Source organism: Paraburkholderia sp. Ac-20336 (genome assembly GCF_017105025.1).
GTDB lineage: Bacteria > Pseudomonadota > Gammaproteobacteria > Burkholderiales > Burkholderiaceae > Paraburkholderia.
The window spans coordinates 60661-82649 of record NZ_JAAGPS010000010.1 but is presented as its reverse complement, the minus strand read 5'-3'; the positions used below and the strand labels follow the sequence as shown (position 1 = coordinate 82649).

Genomic DNA, 21989 nt, shown 5'->3' with positions numbered 1-21989 from the left:
GATCAGGCCGCCGGTTTGGTCGGCAGATCCGGCGTTTGCGGTGTCTGCACGCCGAAGCAGCCGCGGTAGGTCGCGTAGAACGAGCAGTACAGCATGGTCGTGACGATCATCGTCGCGGGCATCAGGACCGCGAACGCGAAGTCGGCGGCGCCGAGCGCCTGCATCACCGCGGACAGACCGAACGACACCAGCGTCGCGACCGCGAACCACAGCGCCACGAACACGACGAAAGCACCGCGATTGCGCCAGCAACTGACGACGCTGAAGAACATCGCCTTGACGGGCGGCACGTCGTGCCAGGCGGCGAGAATCGGCGAGAACCAGAACAGCATCGCAACCGGCACATAGAACGCGAGCGCCGTGAGCACCGCGAGCGGGATGTTGCTGTTGACGATCGCGTCCTGATCCAGCTGCGCGCCGCCGAGCATCACCTTCAGCAGCATGCCGCCGTCGGCGAGCGCGGAGCCGGCCAGCACGAGCGCCATCGCGACGACATACAGCGCGCCGAGCACGAGCAGCCGCCGCGCGACCACCGGGCCGTACGAATGAAAGCCATCCACGAGGATGGTCGGGAACACCGGCTTGCCCGCGATCGTGTTGCGGCACGCGGCCATGAAGCCGACCGCGACGCCGGGAATGAACAGCAGCGGCAACACGCCGCCGATCACCGGAATCTGCGAGACGAGCGTCATCACCAGCACATAGGTGAAGAACAGCGTCAGGAACGCGAGCGGATTCTTACGGAACAGCCAGATACCTTGCCGGAACCATACATAGCCGGTTTTCGCGGGGACTTCGATCAGTTGCATGAGGTAGGGATGCCTGGATGCGCGACGCCGGCGAGGCGTTCGCGCAGAATGCGTTCGAAATGGCCGGGATCGTGCGGCTTGAGCAGCTCGGCCGCGCGCGGCAGGTGAAAATCATACAGGCGCGAGACCCAGAAACGGTACGCACCCGCTCGCAGCATGTCGCCCCAGTGGCGGTTTTCCTCGGCGGTGAACGGCCGCACCGTCTGATACGCGCGCAACAGCGCTTCGGTGCGCGCGGCGTCGAGCTTGCCGGTCGCGAGGTCGACGCACCAGTCGTTGACGGTCACCGCGACGTCGAACAGCCACTTGTCGCAACCGGCGAAATAGAAGTCGAAGAAGCCGCCGAGCCGCACTTCGTGGCCCGTATCGGGCGCCGCATGCGCGAACATCGCATTGTCGCGGAACAGGTCGGCATGGCACGGGCCTGCGGGCAGCGCCGCGTAATCGGCCGAGGCGAAGAACGCTTCCTGATGCGCGAGCTCGGACGCCAGCAACTCGCGCGGCTCGCCTTCGAGAAACGGCAGGATGGTCGGCACGGTCTCGCGCCACCACGGCAGGCTGCGCAGATTCGGCTGATAGCGCGGATAGTCGCGGCCCGCGAGGTGCATGCGCGCGAGCATCTGCCCGACTTCGACGCAGTGCTCGACGCCCGGCGCGAGTTCCGGCTTGCCTTCGAGCTTCGTCACGATGGTCGCGGGCTTGCCGAGCAGCATGCCGAACAGCGCGCCGTCGAGGCGCGGCATCGGGTCCGGCACCGGCACGCGGTGCGCGGCGAGGTGGCGCATCAGGTCCAGATAGAAGGGCAACTGCTCGGCGGTCAGCTTTTCGAAAATCGTCAGCACGTATTCGCCGCGCGTCGTCGTCAGGAAGAAGTTGCTGTTTTCAATACCGGACGAGATGCCGCGAAGCTCGACGACATCGCCGAGATCGTAGTGACGCATCCATTCTGCGAGTTGGGATTCGTTGACAGCGGTGAAGACAGCCATGCGGGAAACGTCGGATCAGGTTGCTCGGGCTGGCGCGATGCGGCCAGTGCGAAGTGTGGCGAATGGATGTTGCGAATACGGTGTCGAACGATGCGGCGGGACGCGGGCGATTCCGGCTGGACTCGCCGGCAAACAGGACAAGCGCGACGGGCGCATTGCCGCATGTAGCGCCGGAGCAACCCGCCAGCCACCGGAATCAGGCGCGGCGGCCCACGACAGCCGCGCCCACGCGCATCGGCTCAATAGTGCAGATTCACCGAAGGCAAGCGCGTACTCGGACGGCCGCTGTCGTGGACAGTGGGCGAGGTGTCGAGCGGCGCGTTCATCTGATAGCGCGTGCCGAAATTCGAGTGCACGTTGATTTCGACCGGCTTGCCCTTGTCGCGGTATTCGGTAATTTCGGTGCCGTTCGGGCTGACTTCGTGGAAGCTTGGCGTGCGCGGAACGTTGATGTCGACCTTCGAGCTGACCTCGGCGCCCGGACGGTTGATCTTGTCCAGGTCGGGCAGACCGGCCCGTTCATTGGCGGACTGGGGCGCGTCGGCGGGCGGCGGTTCGTCGACGGGCTGGGCAGCCATCGCGGCGTTGCCGAAGGCGAGGGCCAGCGCAACGGCGACGGGAAGGAGCGGCTTCATGGTGATTCTCCGATGGGATGCGCCGATTCTAGCAAATCCGGCCTCGCGTACGGTCGCGAAGCCTTATTTTGCGCCGCTTTCGCGCGCCGCGCGCGAACCGTGCGGGGAACGCCGCGAGGCCATGTGGCGCGCGCGTGTTCCGTGGTAATGTCGTCTCATCAATAGGGGTGAACGATGATGAACAACGATATCAATCAGCGCGCGCTGCAGACGCCCGCCAACAGCTTCCCGACCGAAGGCTTCGACGACGCGGCCGAGGCCGTCACCCGCCTCGCCGCGATCTACGAGGCGAACACGTCGTTTCTGCGCGATGCGTTCGCGCGTTATCGCCGCAACGAACTGTTCGAGCGCCGCGTGCGCGCGTGCTATCCGTTCGTGCGCGTGCGTACCGAGGTCAACACGCACGTCGATTCGCGCCGCTCGTACGGCTTCGTCGCCGGGCCGGGCGTGTTCGAGACGACGGTCACGCGTCCCGATCTGTTCGGCGACTACTATCGCGAGCAGTTGCGCCTGCTCGCGAAGAACCATCATGTGCAGATCGAGGTCGGCGTGTCGGACCAGCCGATTCCGATTCACTTCGCGTTCGCCGAGGGCATTCACCTCGAAGGCGATCTGGACCGCGAGCGTCTGTTCCTGATGCGCGACATCTTCGACACGCCGGACCTCGCGCTGCTCGACGACCGCATCGTCAACGGCACGTACGAGCCGATGCCGGGCGAGCCGCATCCGCTCGCGCTTTTCACGGCGGCGCGCGTCGACTTCTCGCTGCATCGGCTGAAGCACTACACGGCGACCTCGCCGACGCACGTGCAGAACTACGTGCTGTACACGAACTACCAGTTCTATATCGACGAGTTCGTCAAGTTAGGCCGCACGATGATGGCCCGTACCGACGACGAGCAACTGCGCGCCCATCGCAGCGAATACACGTCGTTCGTCGAGCCCGGCGACGTGATTACCTATAACGAGAATCTCGGCGAGCAGGCGCAGGAAGGCGCGCCGCCGCCGCGTCTGCCGCAGATGCCCGCGTATCACCTGAAGCGCGCGGACGGCAGCGGCATCACGATGGTCAACATCGGGGTCGGGCCGTCGAATGCGAAGACCATTACCGATCACATCGCGGTGTTGCGTCCGCATGCGTGGATCATGCTCGGCCACTGCGCGGGTCTGCGCAACACGCAGCGTCTCGGCGACTACGTGCTCGCGCACGGCTATGTGCGCGAAGACCATGTGCTCGATGCCGATCTGCCGCTATGGGTGCCGATCCCGGCGCTCGCCGAAGTGCAGGTCGCGCTCGAGCGCGCGGTCGCGCAGGTCACGCAGCTCGACGGCGTCGAGTTGAAGCGCGTGATGCGCACGGGCACGGTGGCGAGCGTCGACAACCGCAACTGGGAACTGCGCGATCATCGCGAGCCGGTGCAGCGGCTGTCGCAGAGCCGCGCGATCGCGCTCGACATGGAAAGCGCGACGATCGCCGCGAACGGCTTCCGCTTCCGCGTGCCTTATGGCACCTTGCTGTGCGTCTCGGACAAGCCCTTGCATGGCGAACTGAAGCTGCCCGGCATGGCAGATCAGTTCTATCGCGCGCAGGTCGATCAGCATTTGCAGATCGGCGTGATGGCGATGGAGATCTTGCGCACGAACGGGCTGCACCGCCTGCATAGCCGCAAGCTGCGCAGTTTCGCCGAGGTGGCGTTTCAGTAGGCCAAGGGCGAGCGGGTTGCGTCGGCCCGCTCGCGCTGCGCGAGCGTTGCCTCAGTCTCGCATCACACCTGCCCGAAGCCGGTCAGCCCGATCAGGCTGCCGGCCGCCAGCAGCCAGAGCGGATGAATGCGCGTCTTCGTCGCCAGCACGGCGGTGAACGCGGTGATGGCCCATGCGATCGCGTTCGGGTTCGATGCTTTCGCGATCAGCGCCGCGCTGGCCGCGACGATGCCGGCCGTCACCGGCACGAGCCCGAGTTGCGCATAGCGCCGCCACGGGCGGTCCTTGAAGCGATCCCACGCATGCAGCGCGAGGACCGTTACGAGCGACGACGGTCCGAACTTCGCGATCGACGTCACGAGCATGCCGGCCCAGCCGGCCACATGCCAGCCGATCAGCGTCACGATCATCAGGTTCGGCCCCGGCGCGGCCTGCGCCAGCGCGAACAGCGCGCTGAATTCGCTGGCCGGCATCCAGTGATGCACCTCGACCACCTGCCGCTGCATTTCCGGAAGAATCGTATTGCCGCCGCCGAATGCGAGCAGCGAAAGCTGGCTGAAGATGATGGCGAGAGAAACGAGCGTGTCGTTCATCGTGCGTTCCTCGCTGCGAGATAGATGCTGATCGGCGTGAGCACGAGCATTGTCGGCAGAAGCGGAACGCGCAGGATCGCAATCGCGATGAAGCCGAGTACCGCGATCAGCGCGGCCAGCGGCTGGTTGCGCAACGGCAGCACGATCTTGATCGCCATCGCGATCAGCAATCCCGAGGCCGCGGCCGCGAGTCCCGCGAACAGATGGCGCACGTGCGGATCGTTCTGCGTGTGCTCGTAAAGCACGCCGAGCCCGATCACGACGAGCGAGGGCCCGGCGATGAGTCCGAGCAGGCCCGCGAGCGCGCCGGGCACGCCGCGAAAGCGCATGCCGAGCGCGACCGCGAGATTGATGACGTTGCCGCCCGGCAGGAATTGACAGAGGCCGAGCAGATCGGTGAATTCGTCGGCGCTGAGCCAGCGGCGCTGTTCGACGATCGCGCGGCGCGCGAGCGGCAGGGCGCCGCCGAATGAAATCAGCCCGAGGCCGAGAAAGCCGCCGAAGATTTCCCGCGATGTCGGCGTGGGCGCGAGCGCGGGTTCGGACGAGGTGAGTTCGTGGTTCATATCGCGAGGCTTCGAGTAGAAGCTCAGCAGGTTAGCGCCGAACCGGCGGCCCGCAAAACGATTTTTACGCGAACGAGTCGTTCGCGCGCGCGAGCCGCCTATAACCCGCCCATAACCGTAAGCGCGCCGCAAACTGCCCTGCAAAACGAAAGCGGGCGGCCCGAAGGCCGCCCGCCGGATGCGCGTGATCTCACGCGCAAGGCTCAGGCTATTCGCGTGGCATCACGCGATTACAGATAGAACATCCTGTCCTCATCCGACTTGGCCGGATGCGCCTCGCCTTCCTCGCGGTCTTCGTAGAACTTCAGCACCGCTTCGAGCACCTGGTCCGGATCGTCGATCACCTGCATCAGATCGATGTCGGTCGGATTGATGAGGCCCATCGGGATCAGCGAGCTCTTGAACCACCCGAGCAGTCCTTCCCAGAACTCGGCGCCGACCAGGATGATCGGCACGTGGCGCGACTTCTTGGTTTGAATCAGCGTGAGTACTTCGGCCAGTTCGTCGAGCGTGCCGAAGCCGCCCGGCATTACGATGACCGCGTCGGAGTTCTTCACGAACGTGACCTTGCGCGTGAAGAAGTGGCGAAAGCGCAGCGAGATGTCCTGCCATTGATTGCCCGACTGCTCGTGCGGCAACTCGATGTTCAGACCGACCGACGGCGCCTTGCCCGCATGTGCGCCCTTGTTGGCCGCTTCCATGATGCCGGGGCCGCCGCCGGAGATCACCGCGAAGCCTGCGTCCGACAGTTTGCGGGCGATCTGCGTGGTGAGTTTGTAGTAGGGCGAGTTCGGTTTGAGGCGTGCCGAACCGTAGATGCTGACTGCCGGGCGGATCTCCGAGAGGTATTCGGTCGCCTCGATAAACTCTGCCATAATCGTGAACATCTGCCACGATGCGCGGGCTTTTTTGGCCGTTGCGCGCTCTTGATCTGCGAGCGATCGCAGACTCGGAATCACTTTTCTCTTAGTCATAATGCCTGAAGAACGAAGCCTTGAAGGTAAGACCCTGCTGTTGGTCGACGGTTCGAGTTATCTGTACCGGGCCTACCATGCGATGCCTGATCTGCGCGGTCCCGATGGTGGCCCGACGGGTGCGCTCTACGGGATCATCAACATGCTGCGGCGCATGCGCAAGGAAGTCACGGCAGAGTATAGCGCGTGCGTGTTCGACGCCAAGGGCAAAACGTTTCGCGACGACTGGTATCCCGACTATAAGGCGAACCGTCCGTCGATGCCCGATGATCTCTCGCGCCAGATCGAGCCGATTCACGTCGCGGTGCGCGCGCTCGGCTGGCCGCTGCTGATGATCGAAGGCGTCGAGGCCGACGACGTGATCGGCACGCTCTCCACCGCGGCGGAAAAGCTCGGCATGAACGTGATCGTCTCGACCGGCGACAAAGACCTCGCGCAACTCGTGTCGGAGCGCGTCACGCTCGTCAATACGATGACCAACGAAACGCTCGATCGCGACGGCGTGGTTGCGAAGTTCGGCGTGCCGCCGGAGCGCATCGTCGACTATCTGTCGCTGATCGGCGACACAGTGGATAACGTGCCGGGCGTCGAGAAGTGCGGCCCGAAAACGGCCGTCAAGTGGCTCACGCAATACGACTCGCTCGACGGCATCGTCGAGCATGCGAGCGAGATCAAGGGCGCGGTCGGCGACAATCTGCGCCGCGCGCTCGACTTCCTGCCGATGGCGCGCAAGCTCGTGACCGTCGAGCGTCATTGCGATCTCACCGGCCATCTCGAGTCGATCGAGGAAAGCTTGCCGAGCCTTCCCGAGTCGCGCGAAGAATTGCGCGACGTCTTCACGCGCCACGGCTTCAAGACGTGGCTGCGCGAAGTCGAAACCGCCGCCGCCGAAGAGGGGCCGGCAACCGACGCGCCGCCCGCGCTCGCGGTGGATCAGGAGCGCCACTACGACACCGTGCAGACGTGGGAGCAGTTCGACGCGTGGCTCGAAAAAATCGACGCGGCCGCACTGACTTCGTTCGATACCGAAACCACCTCGCTCGATCCGATGATCGCGCAGATCGTCGGCCTGTCGCTCTCGGTCGAAGCGGGCAGTGCGGCCTATGTGCCGCTCGCGCATCGCGGTCCCGACGCACCCGTGCAACTGCCGCGCGACGAAGTGCTCGCGAAGCTCAAGCCGTGGCTCGAAAGCGCGCAGCACAAGAAGGTCGGCCAGCATCTGAAGTACGACGAACAGGTGCTCGCGAACTACGGCATCGAAATGCGCGGCGTCGAGCACGACACGCTGCTCGAATCGTACGTGCTCGAATCGCATCGCACGCACGACATGGACAGTCTCGCGCTGCGTCATCTCGGCGTAAAGACGATCAAGTACGAAGAGGTCGCGGGCAAGGGCGCGCAGCAGATCGGCTTCGACGAAGTCGCGCTCGAGCAGGCCGCCGAATACGCGGCCGAAGACGCCGACATCACCTTGCGTCTGCATCAGGCGATGTATCCGCAGATCGCCGCCGATAAATCGCTCGAACGCGTGTATCGCGAGATCGAGGTGCCGACCTCGCGCGTGCTGCGCAAGATGGAGCGCACGGGCGTGCTGATCGACGCGGAGAAGCTGCGCCAGCAAAGCAGCGAGATCGCCACGCGGCTGATCGAACTCGAAGGCGAGGCGTACGAACTCGCGGGCGGCGAGTTCAACCTCGGTTCGCCGAAGCAGATCGGCCAGATCTTCTTCGAGAAGCTCGAGTTGCCGGTGGTCAAGAAGACGCCGAGCGGCGCGCCGTCCACCGACGAAGAAGTGTTGCAGAAGCTCGCTGAAGACTATCCGCTGCCGAAGATCCTGCTCGAACATCGCGGCCTCTCGAAGCTGAAGTCGACCTATACCGACAAGCTGCCGCGCATGGTCAACCCGCAAACGGGCCGCGTGCACACCAACTACGCGCAGGCCGTCGCGGTGACGGGGCGGCTCGCATCGAACGATCCGAACCTGCAGAATATTCCGGTGCGGACCGGCGAAGGCCGCCGCATCCGCGAGGCGTTCATCGCGCCGCCGGGCCACAAGCTCGTGTCCGCCGATTATTCGCAGATCGAATTACGCATCATGGCGCACATCTCCGGCGACGAATCGCTGATGCGCGCGTTTTCGCAGGGTGAGGACATTCACCGCGCCACCGCCTCGGAAATCTTCGGCGTGACGCCGCTCGAAGTGTCGAGCGACCAGCGGCGCGTCGCGAAGGTCATCAACTTCGGCCTGATCTACGGCATGAGCGCGTTCGGCCTCGCGTCGAACCTCGGTATCACGCGCGACGCGGCAAAGATGTATATCGACCGCTACTTCGCGCGCTATCCGGGCGTCGCGCGCTACATGGACGAGACGCGCACGAGCGCCAAGGCGAAGGGCTACGTCGAAACCGTGTTCGGCCGCCGCCTGTGGCTGCCCGAGATCAACGGCGGCAACGGTCCGCGCCGCCAGGCGGCCGAGCGTGCCGCGATCAATGCACCGATGCAGGGCACCGCCGCCGACCTCATCAAGATGTCGATGATCGCCGTGCAGAAGTGGATCGAAGACTCGAACATCGGCACGCGCATGATTATGCAGGTACACGACGAACTGATTCTCGAAGTGCCTGACGCCGAGTTGTCCGAGGTCCGCAAACGTCTGCCCGAACTGATGTGCGGCGTCGCCGCGCTGAAGGTGCCGCTCGTGGCCGAGGTCGGCGCGGGCCTGAACTGGGAGGAAGCGCATTGACATGCCTGTGACACAGGTACGATGAGTGCGCGATAACGTCGTGCGCATGTCACACATGGGTTTTGGCGACTTGTGGCATCCCGTGAGGGTCGAGGACAATCGGGTCAGGACGGCGCATTCATGCGCAGCGTCGCGACAGATAATTCATCGGCTACACGGAGAAGTGCAATGCATCGATTTATCGTCGTTGGCGGAGGTGCGGGCGGACTGGAACTGGCGACACGCCTGGGTGATCGCTATGGCGCCGGCAAAAGAGGGAGCAGCGCGCGGGCCGTGGTCACGCTGGTCGACCGCAATCCGACGCATATCTGGAAGCCGCTGCTGCACGAGGTGGCGGCCGGCAGCATGGATCCGTTCACGCAGGAACTCGAATACGCGGCGCAGGCGCGCTGGCACGGCTTCGAGTTCCAGCAGGGCGAGCTGACCGGTCTCGACCGCGCGAACCGGCGCATCACGCTCGGCACCGTGCTCGACGACGACGGCGCCGAACTGCTGCCCGAACGCCAGCTCGAGTACGACACGCTGGTCATTGCAATCGGCAGTACCACGGCCTTCTTCGGCGTGAAGGGCGCGGCCGAATTCTCCCTTGCACTCGATACCGTCGGCCAGGCCGAGCGCTTCCGCAAGCGGCTGATCGCCGCGTGCATGCGCGCCGAGCATCAGGCCTACGAGCCCGTCGAGTCGCGGCCGGGGCCCGGCACCTCGACGTCGAGCGAGCCGCGCATCCAGGTGGCGATCGTCGGCGGCGGCGCGACCGGTGTCGAGTTGTCGGCGGAGTTGCGCAATACGGCGCAGGTGCTGTCCGCGTATGGCTTGCACAAGCTCGATCCGCGGCACGACGTCGGCATCGTGCTGATCGAGGCCGGGCCGCGCATTCTGCCCGCCTTGCAGGAGCGCGTTTCGACGGCCACCGCCGAATTGCTGACCAAGCTCGGCGTCAAGCTGATGATCGGCGAAACGGTGGCCGAGGTCGCGCCCGGCTATATCCGCACCGCGAGCGGGCACACCGTGCGCGCCGATCTGACCGTGTGGGCGGCGGGCATCAAGGCGCCGGCGGTGCTGAGCCAGCTCGACGGGCTACCGGTCAACCGGCTCGGCCAGCTCAACGTGCGCCGCACGCTGCAAACCGAAATCGACGACAACATCTTCGCGCTCGGCGATTGCGCCGCCTGCCAGTGGCCCGGCAACGAGCGCAACGTGCCGCCGCGCGCGCAGGCCGCGCATCAGCAGGCGGCCTTTTTGCTGAAGGCGCTGGCGGCGCGGCTCGACAACAATCCGCTGCCGGAATTCACCTATCGCGATTTCGGTTCGCTCGTGTCGCTCGGCCACTTCAGCGCGGTCGGCAATCTGATGGGCGGGGTGATCGGCGGCAACATGCTGATCGAGGGGCTGTTCGCGCGCTTCATGTACATGTCGCTGTACCGGTTGCACATCGCCGCGCTGCACGGCTATCCGCGCATGGTGCTCGACACCTTCGCGCATTGGCTGCGCCGTACCACGCTGCCGCGCGTCAAGCTGCACTGACGACTGCCCCGACGCGGGCGGACGTTCTCCTCAGTCGAATCTGCAACGGGATGCGCCCAGGGCGTATCCTGTTGCTTCCCACCCTTCATCGAGGAGCGCCGCATGCTGAAACCCGAAGTCGACGCCCTGGTCCCGCACGTTCCCTTCAACCGGCGTACCTTCATCAAGACCGCGCTCGGCAGTGGTTTCGCGGCGGCCGTGCTGCCGGTCTCGGCGCAAACCATCCATACCGACAGCGACGGCCTCGAAGCCGGCGAAGTCGCGTTTCATTCGCAAGGCACGCTGATCCCGGCCTATCGCGCGCGGCCATTGGGCAAGACGCATCTGCCGGTGATCCTTGTCGTGCATGAGATCTTCGGCGTGCACGAGCATATCGCCGACGTTTGCCGGCGCTTCGCGAAACAGGGCTATCTGGCGATCGCGCCGAACCTGTACGAGCGCGAGGGCGATCCGACCGTCTACACGAGCATGCAGCAACTCAACGAGCAACTGGTCAGCAAGGTGCCCGACGAGCAGGTGCTGGCCGACCTCGACGCGGCCGCCGCGTGGGCCGGCGAGAACGGCGGCGACCTGAAGCGGCTTGGCGTGAACGGCTTCTGCTGGGGCGGGCGCATCGCGTGGCTGTATGCCGAGCACAATCCGCGCGTGAAGGCGGGCGTCGCCTGGTATGGCCGCGTGACCGGCGCGAAGAATGCGATGACGCCGGCCAATCCACTCGATCTCGTCGCCGATCTGCATGCGCCGGTGCTCGGCCTGTATGGGCGCGAGGACCCGAGCATTCCGCAGGACACGCTCGCGCAGATGAAACAGGCCATCGCGCAAGGTCCGCAGGCGGGGCGCGGTTCGCAGTTCGTCGTCTATGACGACGCGGGCCACGCGTTTTTCGCCGATTACCGGCCGAGCTACAGGAAGGCCGATGCCGAGGACGGCTGGCGTCGCACGCTCGTGTGGTTCAGGCAGCACGGGGTGGTTTGAGGCACATGGTGCTGTCAGGCGGTAACGACGGGGTTGACGCAGTCCTCGTGCCTCGTTGATCCGATAAGTCGGACGAAAAGGAAAAGGCCATGGCCGCGTTGAGACGGCAATGGCCTTTTTAGTCGGCTTTCCTGGCAGGGCTAATGCATTGGACTAACGCGTGCCTCACTGTGGCTGCGCCCGCCCATCGCGGCTTGCTTGCCCGCAAGCTCGGCTCAGCTCAGCTCAAGGATTCGGCCCCGTCGCGACCGGCCGCTTCGGGTCCGAACTCCATTCGCTCCACGACCCTGCGTATAGCGCGGAGCCATGCATGCCGGCGATTTCCATCGCGAGCGAGTTCACGCAGGCGGTCACGCCCGAGCCGCATTGCAGCACCACGTGTTCCGGCGGCGTGTCGCCGAGCAGCGCGTGGAATTCCTCGCGCAGCGTGTGCGCCGGCTTGAAGCGGCCGTCGGCGGTGAGGTTGTCCTTGAAGAAGCGGTTGAGCGCGCCGGGGATATGGCCGCCGACGCGATCGAGCGTTTCGTTCTCGCCGCGATAACGGTCGGCCGCGCGTGCGTCGACCACGACGCGCTCCTTCGAGCCGAGGTTGCGCTCGACCGTCTGCGCGTCGACGGTTACGGCGAGCGGCGCGGCCGCGCTGAAGTCGCCGGTGTTCTGCGCCGGCACGTCCGGCGTCAACGGTTGGCCCGCGGCCTGCCAGGCTTGCAGGCCGCCGTCGAGCAGCGCGACCGCATCGTGCCCGAGCCAGCGCAGCAGCCACCAGACGCGCGCGGCGTACATGCCGCCATGCGCGTCATATGCGACGACCTGCTGGCCCTGCTTGAGTCCGCGCGATTCCAGTGTCTCGACGAGCCGTGCGCGGTCCGGCAGCGGATGCCTGCCGTTCGAGCCGGTCTTCGGCCCGGACAGATCGCGGTCGAGATGCAGATAATGCGCGCCCGGCAGATGGCCGGCGAGATACGCTTTCTCGCCCGCTTCGGTATCGGCGAGGTCGAACCGGCAGTCGACCACGAACACGCTGCCCGGCGCGGCGGCGAGCCGCTCGGCAAGATTGGTCGCGGAGATCAGGGTGGTGTAGTGGGTGTGGGGCATGACGTTTCCTCGATACGTGCGATGGTGGCTCCGGTTGCGTGGTGGGGCGCAGCGGGCGGAGAGCCGGTCTATGTCGGTAGTCTAAACAAAAAAAGACGGGCCGCAGCCCGTCTTTCCTTGTCTTGCCCATTGTGCCAACGAGTGGCGCTGCTTGCAGCGAATCAGACCGTGCCGAGTTCGCGACGCAGGAACTCGTGGAAGTGCTGCATACCGTCTTCCATCGGGCTCTGATACGGACCCACCTGCGATTCGCCGCGTTCCATCAGCGCGCGGCGGCCGGCGTCCATGCGCTCGGCGATCTCGTCGTCTTCGCGGGCCGTTTCCATATAGGCGGCGCGCTCGGCTTCGACGAAGTCGCGTTCGAACAGCGCGATTTCCTCGGGGTAATAGAACTCGACCACGTTGGTGGTTTTCTGCGGACCATGCGGAATCAGCCACGACACCACGAGCACGTGCGGATACCACTCGATCATGATGCCCGGGTAGTACACCATCCAGATCGCGCCGAACTCGGGCGGGTTGCCGCCGCGAAAGCGCAGCACTTCGTCGTGCCACTTGCGGTACGTCGGGCTGCCCGGCTGCTCCAGATCCTTGTGCACGCCGACCGTCTGCACGCTGTACCAGTCGCCGAACTCCCACGTCAGGTCGTCGCAATTGACGAAGCTGCCGAGGCCCGGATGGAACGGCGCGACGTGATAGTCCTCCAGATAGACCTCGATGAAGGTCTTCCAGTTGTAGTTGCACTCGTGGACTTCGACGTGATCGAACATGAAGCCCGAGAAGTCGAAATGCCGCTTCGTGCCGAGACGTGCAAGGTCTTTCGCGACGTCGCGGCCCTGTGCCTCGAACAGCAGGCCCTGCCAGTTCTGCAGCGGCGTCGCGCCGAGGTTCAGGCACGGGTTGTCGGCGAAATGGGGCGCGCCGAGCAGCTCGCCCTTCAGGTCGTACGTCCAGCGATGCAGCGGACAGACGATGTTCTGCGTCTGGCCGCGGCCGTTAAGCATGATGGCCTGGCGGTGGCGGCACACGTTCGACAGCAGTTCGACCTGCGACTGCTGGTTGCGGACGAGCACCCGCCCCTCGCGTTCGCTGGGCAAGGCAAAATAATCCCCCGCTTCGGGCACCATGAGATCGTGGCCGATGTAGCGAGGACCTTTCTTGAAAAGGGTGTCGATTTCGCGCGTAAGAAGCGCTTCGTCAAAGTAAGCCGTGACTGGCAGCTGGCTGTGAACAGACCGCAACTGCAATGCATTGCTCAGATTGGACATTCCCACTCCCGATGAAGACGTGAAAGCAGTGAACAACCCAACCATCGAAGATTCGATTTAGGGAGCCGGAGATTATACCCGTTTCTCGCTGTCAGGGGCACTTAAGTGACTGATTTGGGTCAAAAATGTCCGATTGGTTCGGCATTTTCGCCGCAGATTCAGCGGTTTTTTTCTGCGAGACTTCAGGCTCGAAGCCGCTGCAAAGCAGGGTCGAAGCGGGGTAGGGCGGCGAGGCGAAGGGGGCGAGCGGATCGGAAACGCCGCTTTTGCCGTAGAATGTCCGACTTGTTTTAATTTTGCGACTATTCATGGCGAAGACCGCATCGAAAGATACTGCCGCCGCGTCGGCCGAAAGCGGCGATACCACGCCGCTGCCCGGCAACTACGAGGCCGCGCAGGCCGAACTGGAAGAGCTGGTGGCGCGCATGGAAGGCGGCAGCCTGAGTCTCGAGGAGTCGTTGGCTGCCTACCGGCGCGGGGCCGCGCTTGTCGCGTTCTGCCAGCAGCAGCTCGAAAAGGTCGAGCAGCAGGTGCGCGTGCTCGACGGCGAAACGCTGAAACCACTGCCCATGAATACCGCAGGCACAGCCGCTGAAAGCGGGGACGATCTATGACATTCGAACAATGGACGCGCTCGGTGCTCGAACGCGTCGAAACGGCGCTGGAACATTACCTGCCGGCTGACACGACCACATCCGCCAATCTGCACGAGGCGATGCGCTATGCGGTGCTCGGCGGCGGCAAGCGCGTGCGGCCGCTCCTGTGCCACGCGGCCGGCGAGCTGACCGGCGCGCACGCCGAATGCCTCGACGCGGCGGCAGCGGCGCTCGAAATGATCCACGTGTATTCGCTCGTGCACGACGACATGCCGTGCATGGACGACGACGCATTGCGCCGCGGCAAGCCGACGGTTCACGTCAAATACGACGAAGCGACCGCGCTGCTGGTTGGCGACGCGCTGCAATCGCAGGCATTCGTCACGCTCACTTCCGACGTGCTGGCCCCGCCGCAGCAGGCCTCGCTCGTGCGCGAACTCGCGCTCGCGAGCGGCTCGCTCGGCATGTGCGGCGGGCAGGCCATCGATCTGGCGAGCACCGGCCTGACGCTGGCGCGCCCGCAACTCGAAACGATGCACCGTATGAAGACCGGCGCGCTGCTGCGCGCGGCCGTGCGCATGGGTGCGCTGGCCGGCGAAACGCCGGACGCGCAGGCTCTGGCGTCGCTCGACGCCTACGCCGCCGCGATCGGCCTCGCGTTTCAGGTTGTCGACGACATTCTCGATGTCACGACCGACTCCGCAACGCTCGGCAAGACCGCCGGCAAAGACGCGAAGCTCGGCAAGTCGACCTACGTGTCGATTATCGGGCTCGACGCGTCGCGCTCGCTCGCGGCGCAACTGCGCAGCGACGCCCACGCCGCGCTCGCGCCGTTCGGCGCGCGCGCGCAGCGTCTTGCCGAATTGGCCGACCTGGTGGTGAACCGGGTCAGCTAAACGCGAAAGCCCGCCGCCGCGCACCTTCTGTCCCCGGGGTGCATGTATGAAGTGCGGGCGCGTAAGTTTTCCTACAATGGAACGACGATGTACGACTTGCTGAAAACCATCGACGACCCGGCGGCCCTGCGCCGCCTCGATCGCCGCCAATTGCAACCGCTTGCAGACGAGTTGCGTGCCTTTGTGCTCGACAGCGTATCGCAGACGGGCGGCCATCTTTCGTCCAATCTCGGCACGGTCGAGTTGACCATCGCGCTGCACTATGTGTTCGATACGCCGCATGACCGGATCGTCTGGGACGTCGGTCATCAGACCTATCCGCACAAGATCCTGACCGGCCGCCGCGAGCAGATGCACACGCTGCGCCAACTGGGCGGCATCTCTGGCTTCCCGAAACGCGACGAATCCGAATACGACACCTTCGGCACCGCGCATTCGAGCACGTCGATTTCGGCGGCGCTCGGCATGGCGGTCGCGAGCAAGCTGCAGGGCGACAACCGCATGGGCATCGCCGTGATCGGCGACGGCGCGATGACGGCCGGCATGGCCTTCGAGGCGATGAACAACGCGGGCGTCGAAGACGACGTGCCGCTGCTCGTGATCCTCAACGACAACGACATGTCGATCTCGCCGCCGGTCGGTGCGCTCAATCGCCATCTTGCGCGTCTGATGTCGGGCCGCTTCTACGCGGCCGCGCGCGCGGGCGTCGAACGCGTGCTGCGCGTCGCGCCGCCGGTGCTCGATCTCGCGCGCAAGCTCGAAGAGCACGCGAAGGGCATGATCGTGCCGGCCACGCTGTTCGAGGAATTCGGCTTCAACTATATCGGGCCGATCGACGGCCACGATCTCGACTCGCTGATCCCGACGCTGCAGAACATCAAGGAACTGCGCGGTCCGCAATTCCTGCACGTCGTCACGAAGAAGGGCCAGGGCTACAAGCTGGCCGAGGCCGATCCGGTGCTGTACCACGGCCCGGGCAAGTTCAACCCGGCCGAGGGCATCAAGCCGGCCGCGACGCCGTCGAAGAAGACCTACACGCAGGTGTTCGGCGAATGGCTGTGCGATGCCGCGGAGCTCGATTCGCGTGTGATCGGCATTACCCCGGCGATGCGCGAGGGCTCGGGCCTCGTCGAATTCGAACGGCGCTTCCCGGACCGTTACTTCGACGTCGGCATCGCCGAGCAGCATGCGGTGACGTTCGCGGGCGGCCTCGCCGCGGATGGCATGAAGCCGGTCGTCGCGATCTACTCGACGTTCCTGCAACGCGCGTATGACCAACTGATCCACGACGTCGCGCTGCAAAACCTGCCGGTCGTGTTCGCGATCGACCGCGCGGGCCTCGTCGGCGCGGACGGCGCCACGCACGCGGGCGCCTACGACCTCGCGTTCATGCGCTGCATCCCGAACATGACCGTGATGGCGCCGTCGGACGAAAACGAATGCCGCCAGATGCTGTACACGGCGTTGCAGCAGCCGAATCCGACGGCCGTGCGCTATCCGCGCGGCGCGGGCACCGGCGTTGCAACGGTCAAGCAGATGGTCGCGCTGCCGCTCGGCAAGGGCGAAGTGCGCCGTGAAACCTCGGCGCCGGCCGGCAAGCGCATCGCGATTCTCGCGTTCGGCACGATGGTCGCGCCGTCGCTCGCTGCAGCCGAGCAACTCGACGCCACGGTCGCGAACATGCGTTTCGTAAAGCCGCTCGACGCCGAGCTCGTGCGCCAGCTGGCTGAAACGCACGACGCGATCGTCACCGTCGAGGAAGGCTGCATCATGGGCGGCGCGGGTTCGGCCTGCGTCGAAGCCCTGCTCGAGAGTGGGGTTATGCGACCCGTACTACAATTGGGCCTCCCCGACCAGTTCATCGATCACGGGGACCCGGCCAAGCTGCTCGCCGCGTGCGGTCTCGACGCCGCGGGCATCGCCCGGTCGATCCGCGAGCGTTTCCTCGCAAGCGGCACGGTCGGCGGTCAGTCGTCGGTGAAGCGCGTCGCGTAAAGCGCTGCCGCGCGTCAGGCCGCTGCGCTGCCGTCATGCGGCGGCGGCCGCGACAATCTCCTGTTTGAGCTGACGGGCGTAACGGCCCGTCTTCCAACGCCGGCGGAAGCCGGCGTTCGCCGTTGCGCGTGCTGATCCGCGCGGCCGCCGGGCGTTTCGACGTCGTCGCGTGACAGTTTCCGATGCGGCGAACCGGGAGCGGCCCGGCGCTTTCCAGAAAGGACAAAAAATGAATCAGATGAACCCCGCCTTTGTGATGCCCGACGTGCAAAGCACGCCCGACACGCGCCAGATCCCGATTCAGCGGGTCGGCGTCAAGGGCGTGCGTCATCCGCTGACGGTGCGCACGCAAGGCGGCGAAGTGCAGCCGACGGTCGGCACGTGGAATCTCGATGTGCATCTGCCGGCCGATCAGAAGGGCACGCATATGTCGCGCTTCGTCGCGCTGCTCGAAGAGAACAAAGCGCCGCTCGAGCCGGCCGCGTTCCGCTCGATGCTCGCGGTGATGCTCGAAAAGCTGGAAGCCGAGGCGGGCCGTATCGAGGTGTCGTTTCCGTACTTCGTGAACAAGACCGCGCCGGTGTCGGGCGTGCAAAGCCTGCTCGACTACGAGGTCACGCTGACGGGCGAGACCCGCAACGGCGCGACGCGGCTGTTCCTGAAGGTGCTGGTGCCGGTCACGAGCCTGTGCCCGTGCTCGAAGAAGATTTCGCAATACGGCGCGCACAACCAGCGCTCGCATGTGACGATCGACGCCGAGCTGGCTGGCGACGTCGCCGTGGAAGAGCTGATCCGCATCGCCGAGGAAGAGGCGTCGTGCGAACTGTGGGGGTTGCTCAAGCGCCCGGACGAAAAGTTCGTTACCGAGCGCGCGTATGAGAATCCGAAGTTCGTCGAGGACCTCGTGCGCGACGTCGCGCAGCGCCTCAATGCCGACGAGCGCATCGTTGCCTATGTGCTCGAGGCCGAGAACTTCGAGTCGATTCACAATCACAGCGCCTATGCGGTGATCGAGCAGGACAAGCGCCTCGCTTGATCGCTTCTGCGCCGGTCCGCCCCGTTTCGTTGCGGGCGCATTGACGCAAAAAAGCCGCTTTAAAGCGGTTTTTTTTATCGCACCGGGATTTACGGCATTCGCTTCCGGCGACTCAGCGCGCGAGCGAAGTCAGGTCCCAGCGCGGCTTCACCGTGAACGCGTAGTCGTTGCCGGCCTGCTCGGGCCAGCGCTGCAAGCGCAGCGCGCCGGCCAGCGCGATCATCGCGCCGTTGTCCGTGCATAGCGACAGGTCCGGGTAGTGCACGTAGAAATTGCGTTTCTTCGCGGCGGCCGAAAGCGCTTCGCGCAGTTGCCGGTTCGCGCCGACACCGCCCGCGACCACCAGCCGGTTCAGCTTCGTGCGCTTGAGCGCCGCGAGCGACTTCGCCGCCAGTACGTCGACGGCGGCGTCGACAAAACCGCGCGCGAGGTCGGCCTTCGCCTGCTCGCAGATATTCGCGCCGCCGAGCCGGTTCGCGTGTGTGAGGACCGCGGTTTTCAGCCCGCTGAAGCTGAAGTCGAGATCGCCGGAATGCAGCATCGGACGCGGCAGCACGACCGCGCCGGGCGTGCCGAATTCGGCCATGCGCGAGACTTCCGGGCCGCCCGGATAGCCGAGGCCGAGCAGTTTTGCGGTTTTGTCGAAGGCTTCGCCGGCGGCATCGTCGAGCGTTTCGCCGAGCGTCTCGTAGACGCCGACGTCGGTGACGCGCATCAGTTGCGTATGACCGCCGGACACGAGCAGCGCGACGAACGGAAACGGCGGCGGTTCATCGACGAGCAGCGGCGACAGCAGGTGCCCTTCGAGATGGTGAATGCCGACGGTCGGCTTGTCCCAGGCCATTGCCAGCGAATTGGCGATGCTCGCGCCCACGAGCAGCGCGCCTGCCAGCCCCGGCCCTTGCGTGTAGGCGATCGCATCGATGTCGCCGCGCGTGACGTCCGCGCGTTCCATCACCTCTTCGAGCAGCGGCAGCGCGCGGCGAATATGGTCGCGCGACGCGAGTTCCGGCACGACGCCACCGTACTCCCGGTGCATGGCGATCTGCGAATGTAAGGCGTGCGCGAGCAGGCCGCGCTCGGTGTCGTAGAGCGCGAGTCCGGTTTCGTCGCAGGAGCTTTCGATGCCGAGAACGAGCATGATGAATCGCTTGAAGGCGGGCACACGTAACGCGGGCCCAACAGTGAAAGGTAAGCCTAAAAGTATAGCAGCGCGGGCAAGCAGGCGCTGCTACTGGCGGCCTTCGGGGCTTGGCCACGAACGCGCGGACCCGGCAGGTACAATGCGGCCCCATGGAATCTTTCGATATCGCGGTGATCGGCGCGGGCGCGGCCGGCATGATGTGTGCGGCCGTGGCCGGACAACTCGGCCGGCGCGTGGCGTTGATCGACCACTCGCAGCGTCTCGCGGAAAAAATCCGCATTTCCGGCGGCGGCCGTTGCAACTTTACGAATCTGTACGCGGGGCCGGCCAACTATCTGTCGGCGAATCCGCACTTTTGCCGTTCCGCGCTCGCGCGCTACACGCCGCGCGACTTCATGGCGCTGCTCAAGCGCCATCGCGTGACATGGCACGAAAAGCACAAGGGGCAACTGTTCTGCGACCAGTCGAGCGACGCGATCATCGACGTGCTCAGGAACGAATGCGACGCGGGTGCGGTGGCGTGGCGCGCGCCGCTGTCCGTCGAAGCAGTGAGCCACGACGGGCAGCGTCAGTTCACGCTCGGCACGCCGGCGGGGATGATCACCGCCCGCGCGCTCGTGATCGCGACGGGCGGCCTGTCGATTCCGAAGATCGGCGCGACCGACTTTGCCTACCGGCTTGCCAAACAGTTCGGCCACAAGCTGATCGACACGCGTCCCGCACTGGTGCCGCTGACCTTCGCGCCGGCCGACTGGGAGCCGTTCGCGGCGCTGTCGGGCGTGTCGCTCGAAGTACAACTCGCGACCGGCAACAAAAAGACCGGCGCCGAATTCACCGAGGATCTGCTGCTCACGCACCGCGGCCTGTCGGGCCCCGGCATCCTGCAGATTTCGAGCTACTGGCAGCCCGGCGAGCCGGTCCACATCGATCTGCTGCCGGAGCGCGATGCCGCGGTCGCGTTGCTGGAGGCGAAAAGCGGCACGAAGCGCCAGATCGCGAATCTGCTCTCGGAGTGGGTGCCGCAGCGGCTCGCGCACGTCTGGCTGGAGACTCACCAGATTCCCGCCGAGGCGCGCGTCGCCGATCTGCCGGACAGGACGCTGCGGCGCGTCGGTGAGGCGCTGTCGCGCTGGACGCTCACCCCGAACGGCACCGAGGGCTACCGCAAGGCCGAGGTGACGCGCGGCGGCGTCGATACGCGCGGCCTGTCGTCGACGACGATGATGAGCGCGCGCGTGCCGGGCCTCTATTTCATCGGCGAAGCGGTCGACGTGACCGGCTGGCTCGGCGGCTACAATTTCCAGTGGGCGTGGGCTTCGGGCGTGGCGGCCGGTCAGGCCGCCGCCGACTATGCACGAGGGGCTTGACGGCGCCATGGCTTTGTGAGAAAGCTCTGCTATACTCATCAACCTTTACAAAGTTCCGTTATTGAAAAATGACGACCATCCGCGTAAAAGACAATGAGCCGTTTGAAGTTGCCATGCGCCGTTTCAAGCGCACCATGGAGAAAAACGGCTTACTGACGGAACTTCGCGCTCGCGAGTTTTACGAGAAGCCCACGGCCGAACGTAAGCGCAAGAAAGCGGCGGCGGTGAAGCGTCATTTCAAGCGTCTGCGTGGCCAGATGCTCCCGAAGAAGCTCTACTGATTCTGGCGTTGCCGCGCTCCGCTTCACACGCGGTGCGGCAGCATCCAAGCCGATGGCGGCACGACGGGTGCCGTCACGGAAAACCCGGCCCATCGGGCCAGCCGGCAGGGTCGCATCCACCAAACATATTGCGCCAACCCGCTTGAGGAAGAGGTCCCAAGCGGGTATTCGTGTTGATGCCGCGGTATGGCCGCCATCGACCCGCCGGTTTTTCAACTTTCAACGCATTCAGGTGAGTGATGAGTCTCAAAGACCGGATCAACGACGATATGAAAGCCGCCATGCGGGCGCGCGAGACCGAGCGTCTCGGCGCGATCCGCCTGCTGCTCGCGGCGATCAAGCAGCGTGAAGTCGATGAGCGCGTCACGCTCGACGAAGCCGGCGTGACTGCCGTTGTCGACAAGATGATCAAGCAGCGTAAGGATTCGATCAGCCAGTTCGAGGCTGCCGGCCGCACGGATCTGGCCGACAAGGAAAAGGCCGAACTGGCCATCCTGTCCGCTTACATGCCGGCGCAGATGTCCGAAGCGGAAATCGTTGCCGAAGTGCAGGCCGCGGTCGCGCAAACCGGCGCGGCCGGTCCGCAGGACATGGGCAAGGTGATGGGCGTGCTCAAGCCGAAGCTCGCCGGCCGGGCCGACATGACGGCCGTCTCGGCGCAGGTCAAGGCCGCGCTCGCGAAGTAATTCCTGTGGTTTGTCCGGACCGCGCGCGCCGTGTTCGAAAGCGGGCGCGGCGCCGGGTTGCGGTGTCGAGCCTGAGTACCCGTACCGGGCTTGGATTTTGAAGCTTTCCTGGCAGC

The 21989-nt window shown here is 65.2% G+C and carries 21 protein-coding genes; 11 read left to right on the top strand and 10 right to left on the bottom strand.

Features of this window, described 5'->3' with window-relative positions:
- Nucleotides 1-2: 2 nt before the first annotated feature.
- From GXB81_RS06470 to GXB81_RS06460, 3 genes are all read right to left on the bottom strand, one after another.
- On the bottom strand, nucleotides 3-809 hold the full coding sequence (locus GXB81_RS06470) for a BPSS1780 family membrane protein (protein ID WP_167039183.1): 807 nt from the start codon (nucleotides 807-809) through the stop codon (nucleotides 3-5).
- Complete coding sequence (locus GXB81_RS06465) at nucleotides 800-1795, bottom strand: homoserine kinase (RefSeq protein ID WP_167039185.1); 996 nt, start codon at nucleotides 1793-1795, stop codon at nucleotides 800-802. The genes GXB81_RS06470 and GXB81_RS06465 overlap by 10 nt, the downstream gene beginning before the upstream one ends.
- Before the next feature lie 239 nt (nucleotides 1796-2034).
- Nucleotides 2035-2430: a hypothetical protein gene (locus tag GXB81_RS06460; protein WP_205988666.1), complete on the bottom strand. Its 396-nt coding sequence runs from the start codon at nucleotides 2428-2430 to the stop codon at nucleotides 2035-2037.
- 177 nt (nucleotides 2431-2607) lie between these two features.
- Between GXB81_RS06460 and GXB81_RS06455 the strand changes: the two genes are divergently transcribed.
- Nucleotides 2608-4134, top strand: a complete 1527-nt coding sequence (locus GXB81_RS06455) for an AMP nucleosidase (protein ID WP_167283651.1) — start codon at nucleotides 2608-2610, stop codon at nucleotides 4132-4134.
- Between the two features lie 62 nt (nucleotides 4135-4196).
- Here GXB81_RS06455 and GXB81_RS06450 read toward each other — a convergent pair whose 3' ends face one another.
- From GXB81_RS06450 to GXB81_RS06440, 3 genes are all read right to left on the bottom strand, one after another.
- Complete coding sequence (locus GXB81_RS06450; RefSeq protein ID WP_167039189.1) at nucleotides 4197-4727, bottom strand: chromate transporter; 531 nt, start codon at nucleotides 4725-4727, stop codon at nucleotides 4197-4199.
- Nucleotides 4724-5293 carry a chromate transporter gene (locus tag GXB81_RS06445; RefSeq protein ID WP_167039191.1) on the bottom strand — a complete coding sequence of 190 codons (570 nt, stop codon included), beginning with the start codon at nucleotides 5291-5293 and terminating at the stop codon, nucleotides 4724-4726. The genes GXB81_RS06450 and GXB81_RS06445 overlap by 4 nt, the downstream gene beginning before the upstream one ends.
- Nucleotides 5294-5523: 230 nt before the next feature.
- Nucleotides 5524-6267, bottom strand: coding sequence for a TIGR00730 family Rossman fold protein (locus tag GXB81_RS06440; protein WP_167039193.1), 744 nt, complete (start codon nucleotides 6265-6267; stop codon nucleotides 5524-5526).
- A gap of 1 nt (nucleotide 6268) precedes the next feature.
- Here GXB81_RS06440 and polA point away from each other — a divergent pair, with 1 nt between their 5' ends.
- The 3 genes from polA to GXB81_RS06425 all read left to right on the top strand — a co-directional run bounded on the left by polA (nucleotide 6269) and on the right by GXB81_RS06425 (nucleotide 11509).
- A complete protein-coding gene (gene polA, locus GXB81_RS06435; RefSeq protein WP_205988665.1) occupies nucleotides 6269-9010 on the top strand; it encodes a DNA polymerase I in 2742 nt (913 codons plus the stop codon).
- A 168-nt stretch (nucleotides 9011-9178) separates the two neighbouring features.
- Nucleotides 9179-10534: an NAD(P)/FAD-dependent oxidoreductase gene (locus GXB81_RS06430; RefSeq protein ID WP_167039197.1), complete on the top strand. Its 1356-nt coding sequence runs from the start codon at nucleotides 9179-9181 to the stop codon at nucleotides 10532-10534.
- Between the two features lie 102 nt (nucleotides 10535-10636).
- Complete coding sequence (locus GXB81_RS06425; protein WP_167283626.1) at nucleotides 10637-11509, top strand: dienelactone hydrolase family protein; 873 nt, start codon at nucleotides 10637-10639, stop codon at nucleotides 11507-11509.
- Nucleotides 11510-11734: 225 nt separating this feature from the next.
- Here the strand turns inward: GXB81_RS06425 and GXB81_RS06420 are convergent, their stop codons facing one another.
- From GXB81_RS06420 to GXB81_RS06410, 3 genes are all read right to left on the bottom strand, one after another.
- Nucleotides 11735-12604, bottom strand: a complete 870-nt coding sequence (locus GXB81_RS06420; RefSeq protein WP_205988664.1) for a sulfurtransferase — start codon at nucleotides 12602-12604, stop codon at nucleotides 11735-11737.
- A 161-nt stretch (nucleotides 12605-12765) separates the two neighbouring features.
- On the bottom strand, nucleotides 12766-13872 hold the full coding sequence (locus GXB81_RS06415) for an aromatic ring-hydroxylating dioxygenase subunit alpha (protein ID WP_167283625.1): 1107 nt from the start codon (nucleotides 13870-13872) through the stop codon (nucleotides 12766-12768).
- Between the two features lie 91 nt (nucleotides 13873-13963).
- Complete coding sequence (locus GXB81_RS06410; protein WP_167039205.1) at nucleotides 13964-14182, bottom strand: hypothetical protein; 219 nt, start codon at nucleotides 14180-14182, stop codon at nucleotides 13964-13966.
- Between GXB81_RS06410 and GXB81_RS06405 the strand changes: the two genes are divergently transcribed.
- The 4 genes from GXB81_RS06405 to folE2 all read left to right on the top strand — a co-directional run bounded on the left by GXB81_RS06405 (nucleotide 14181) and on the right by folE2 (nucleotide 18395).
- A complete protein-coding gene (locus GXB81_RS06405; RefSeq protein WP_167039207.1) occupies nucleotides 14181-14486 on the top strand; it encodes an exodeoxyribonuclease VII small subunit in 306 nt (101 codons plus the stop codon). The genes GXB81_RS06410 and GXB81_RS06405 overlap by 2 nt on opposite strands.
- Complete coding sequence (locus GXB81_RS06400) at nucleotides 14483-15364, top strand: farnesyl diphosphate synthase (RefSeq protein WP_205988663.1); 882 nt, start codon at nucleotides 14483-14485, stop codon at nucleotides 15362-15364. The genes GXB81_RS06405 and GXB81_RS06400 overlap by 4 nt, the downstream gene beginning before the upstream one ends.
- Nucleotides 15365-15451: 87 nt before the next feature.
- Entirely contained in the window at nucleotides 15452-17359 is a 1908-nt protein-coding gene (gene dxs / locus GXB81_RS06395; RefSeq protein ID WP_205988662.1) for a 1-deoxy-D-xylulose-5-phosphate synthase, read from the top strand.
- 229 nt (nucleotides 17360-17588) lie between these two features.
- Nucleotides 17589-18395 carry a GTP cyclohydrolase FolE2 gene (gene folE2 / locus GXB81_RS06390; protein ID WP_167039212.1) on the top strand — a complete coding sequence of 269 codons (807 nt, stop codon included), beginning with the start codon at nucleotides 17589-17591 and terminating at the stop codon, nucleotides 18393-18395.
- Between the two features lie 112 nt (nucleotides 18396-18507).
- Here folE2 and tsaD read toward each other — a convergent pair whose 3' ends face one another.
- Nucleotides 18508-19536 carry a tRNA (adenosine(37)-N6)-threonylcarbamoyltransferase complex transferase subunit TsaD gene (gene tsaD, locus GXB81_RS06385; RefSeq protein ID WP_167039214.1) on the bottom strand — a complete coding sequence of 343 codons (1029 nt, stop codon included), beginning with the start codon at nucleotides 19534-19536 and terminating at the stop codon, nucleotides 18508-18510.
- A 152-nt stretch (nucleotides 19537-19688) separates the two neighbouring features.
- Between tsaD and GXB81_RS06380 the strand changes: the two genes are divergently transcribed.
- The 3 genes from GXB81_RS06380 (at nucleotide 19689) to GXB81_RS06370 (ending at nucleotide 21873) form a co-directional block, all read left to right on the top strand.
- Nucleotides 19689-20906 carry an NAD(P)/FAD-dependent oxidoreductase gene (locus GXB81_RS06380; protein WP_205988661.1) on the top strand — a complete coding sequence of 406 codons (1218 nt, stop codon included), beginning with the start codon at nucleotides 19689-19691 and terminating at the stop codon, nucleotides 20904-20906.
- Nucleotides 20907-20974: 68 nt separating this feature from the next.
- Complete coding sequence (rpsU, locus tag GXB81_RS06375) at nucleotides 20975-21187, top strand: 30S ribosomal protein S21 (RefSeq protein WP_008919901.1); 213 nt, start codon at nucleotides 20975-20977, stop codon at nucleotides 21185-21187.
- A gap of 239 nt (nucleotides 21188-21426) precedes the next feature.
- A complete protein-coding gene (locus GXB81_RS06370; protein ID WP_167039219.1) occupies nucleotides 21427-21873 on the top strand; it encodes a GatB/YqeY domain-containing protein in 447 nt (148 codons plus the stop codon).
- The last annotated feature ends 116 nt before the right edge of the window (nucleotides 21874-21989 follow it).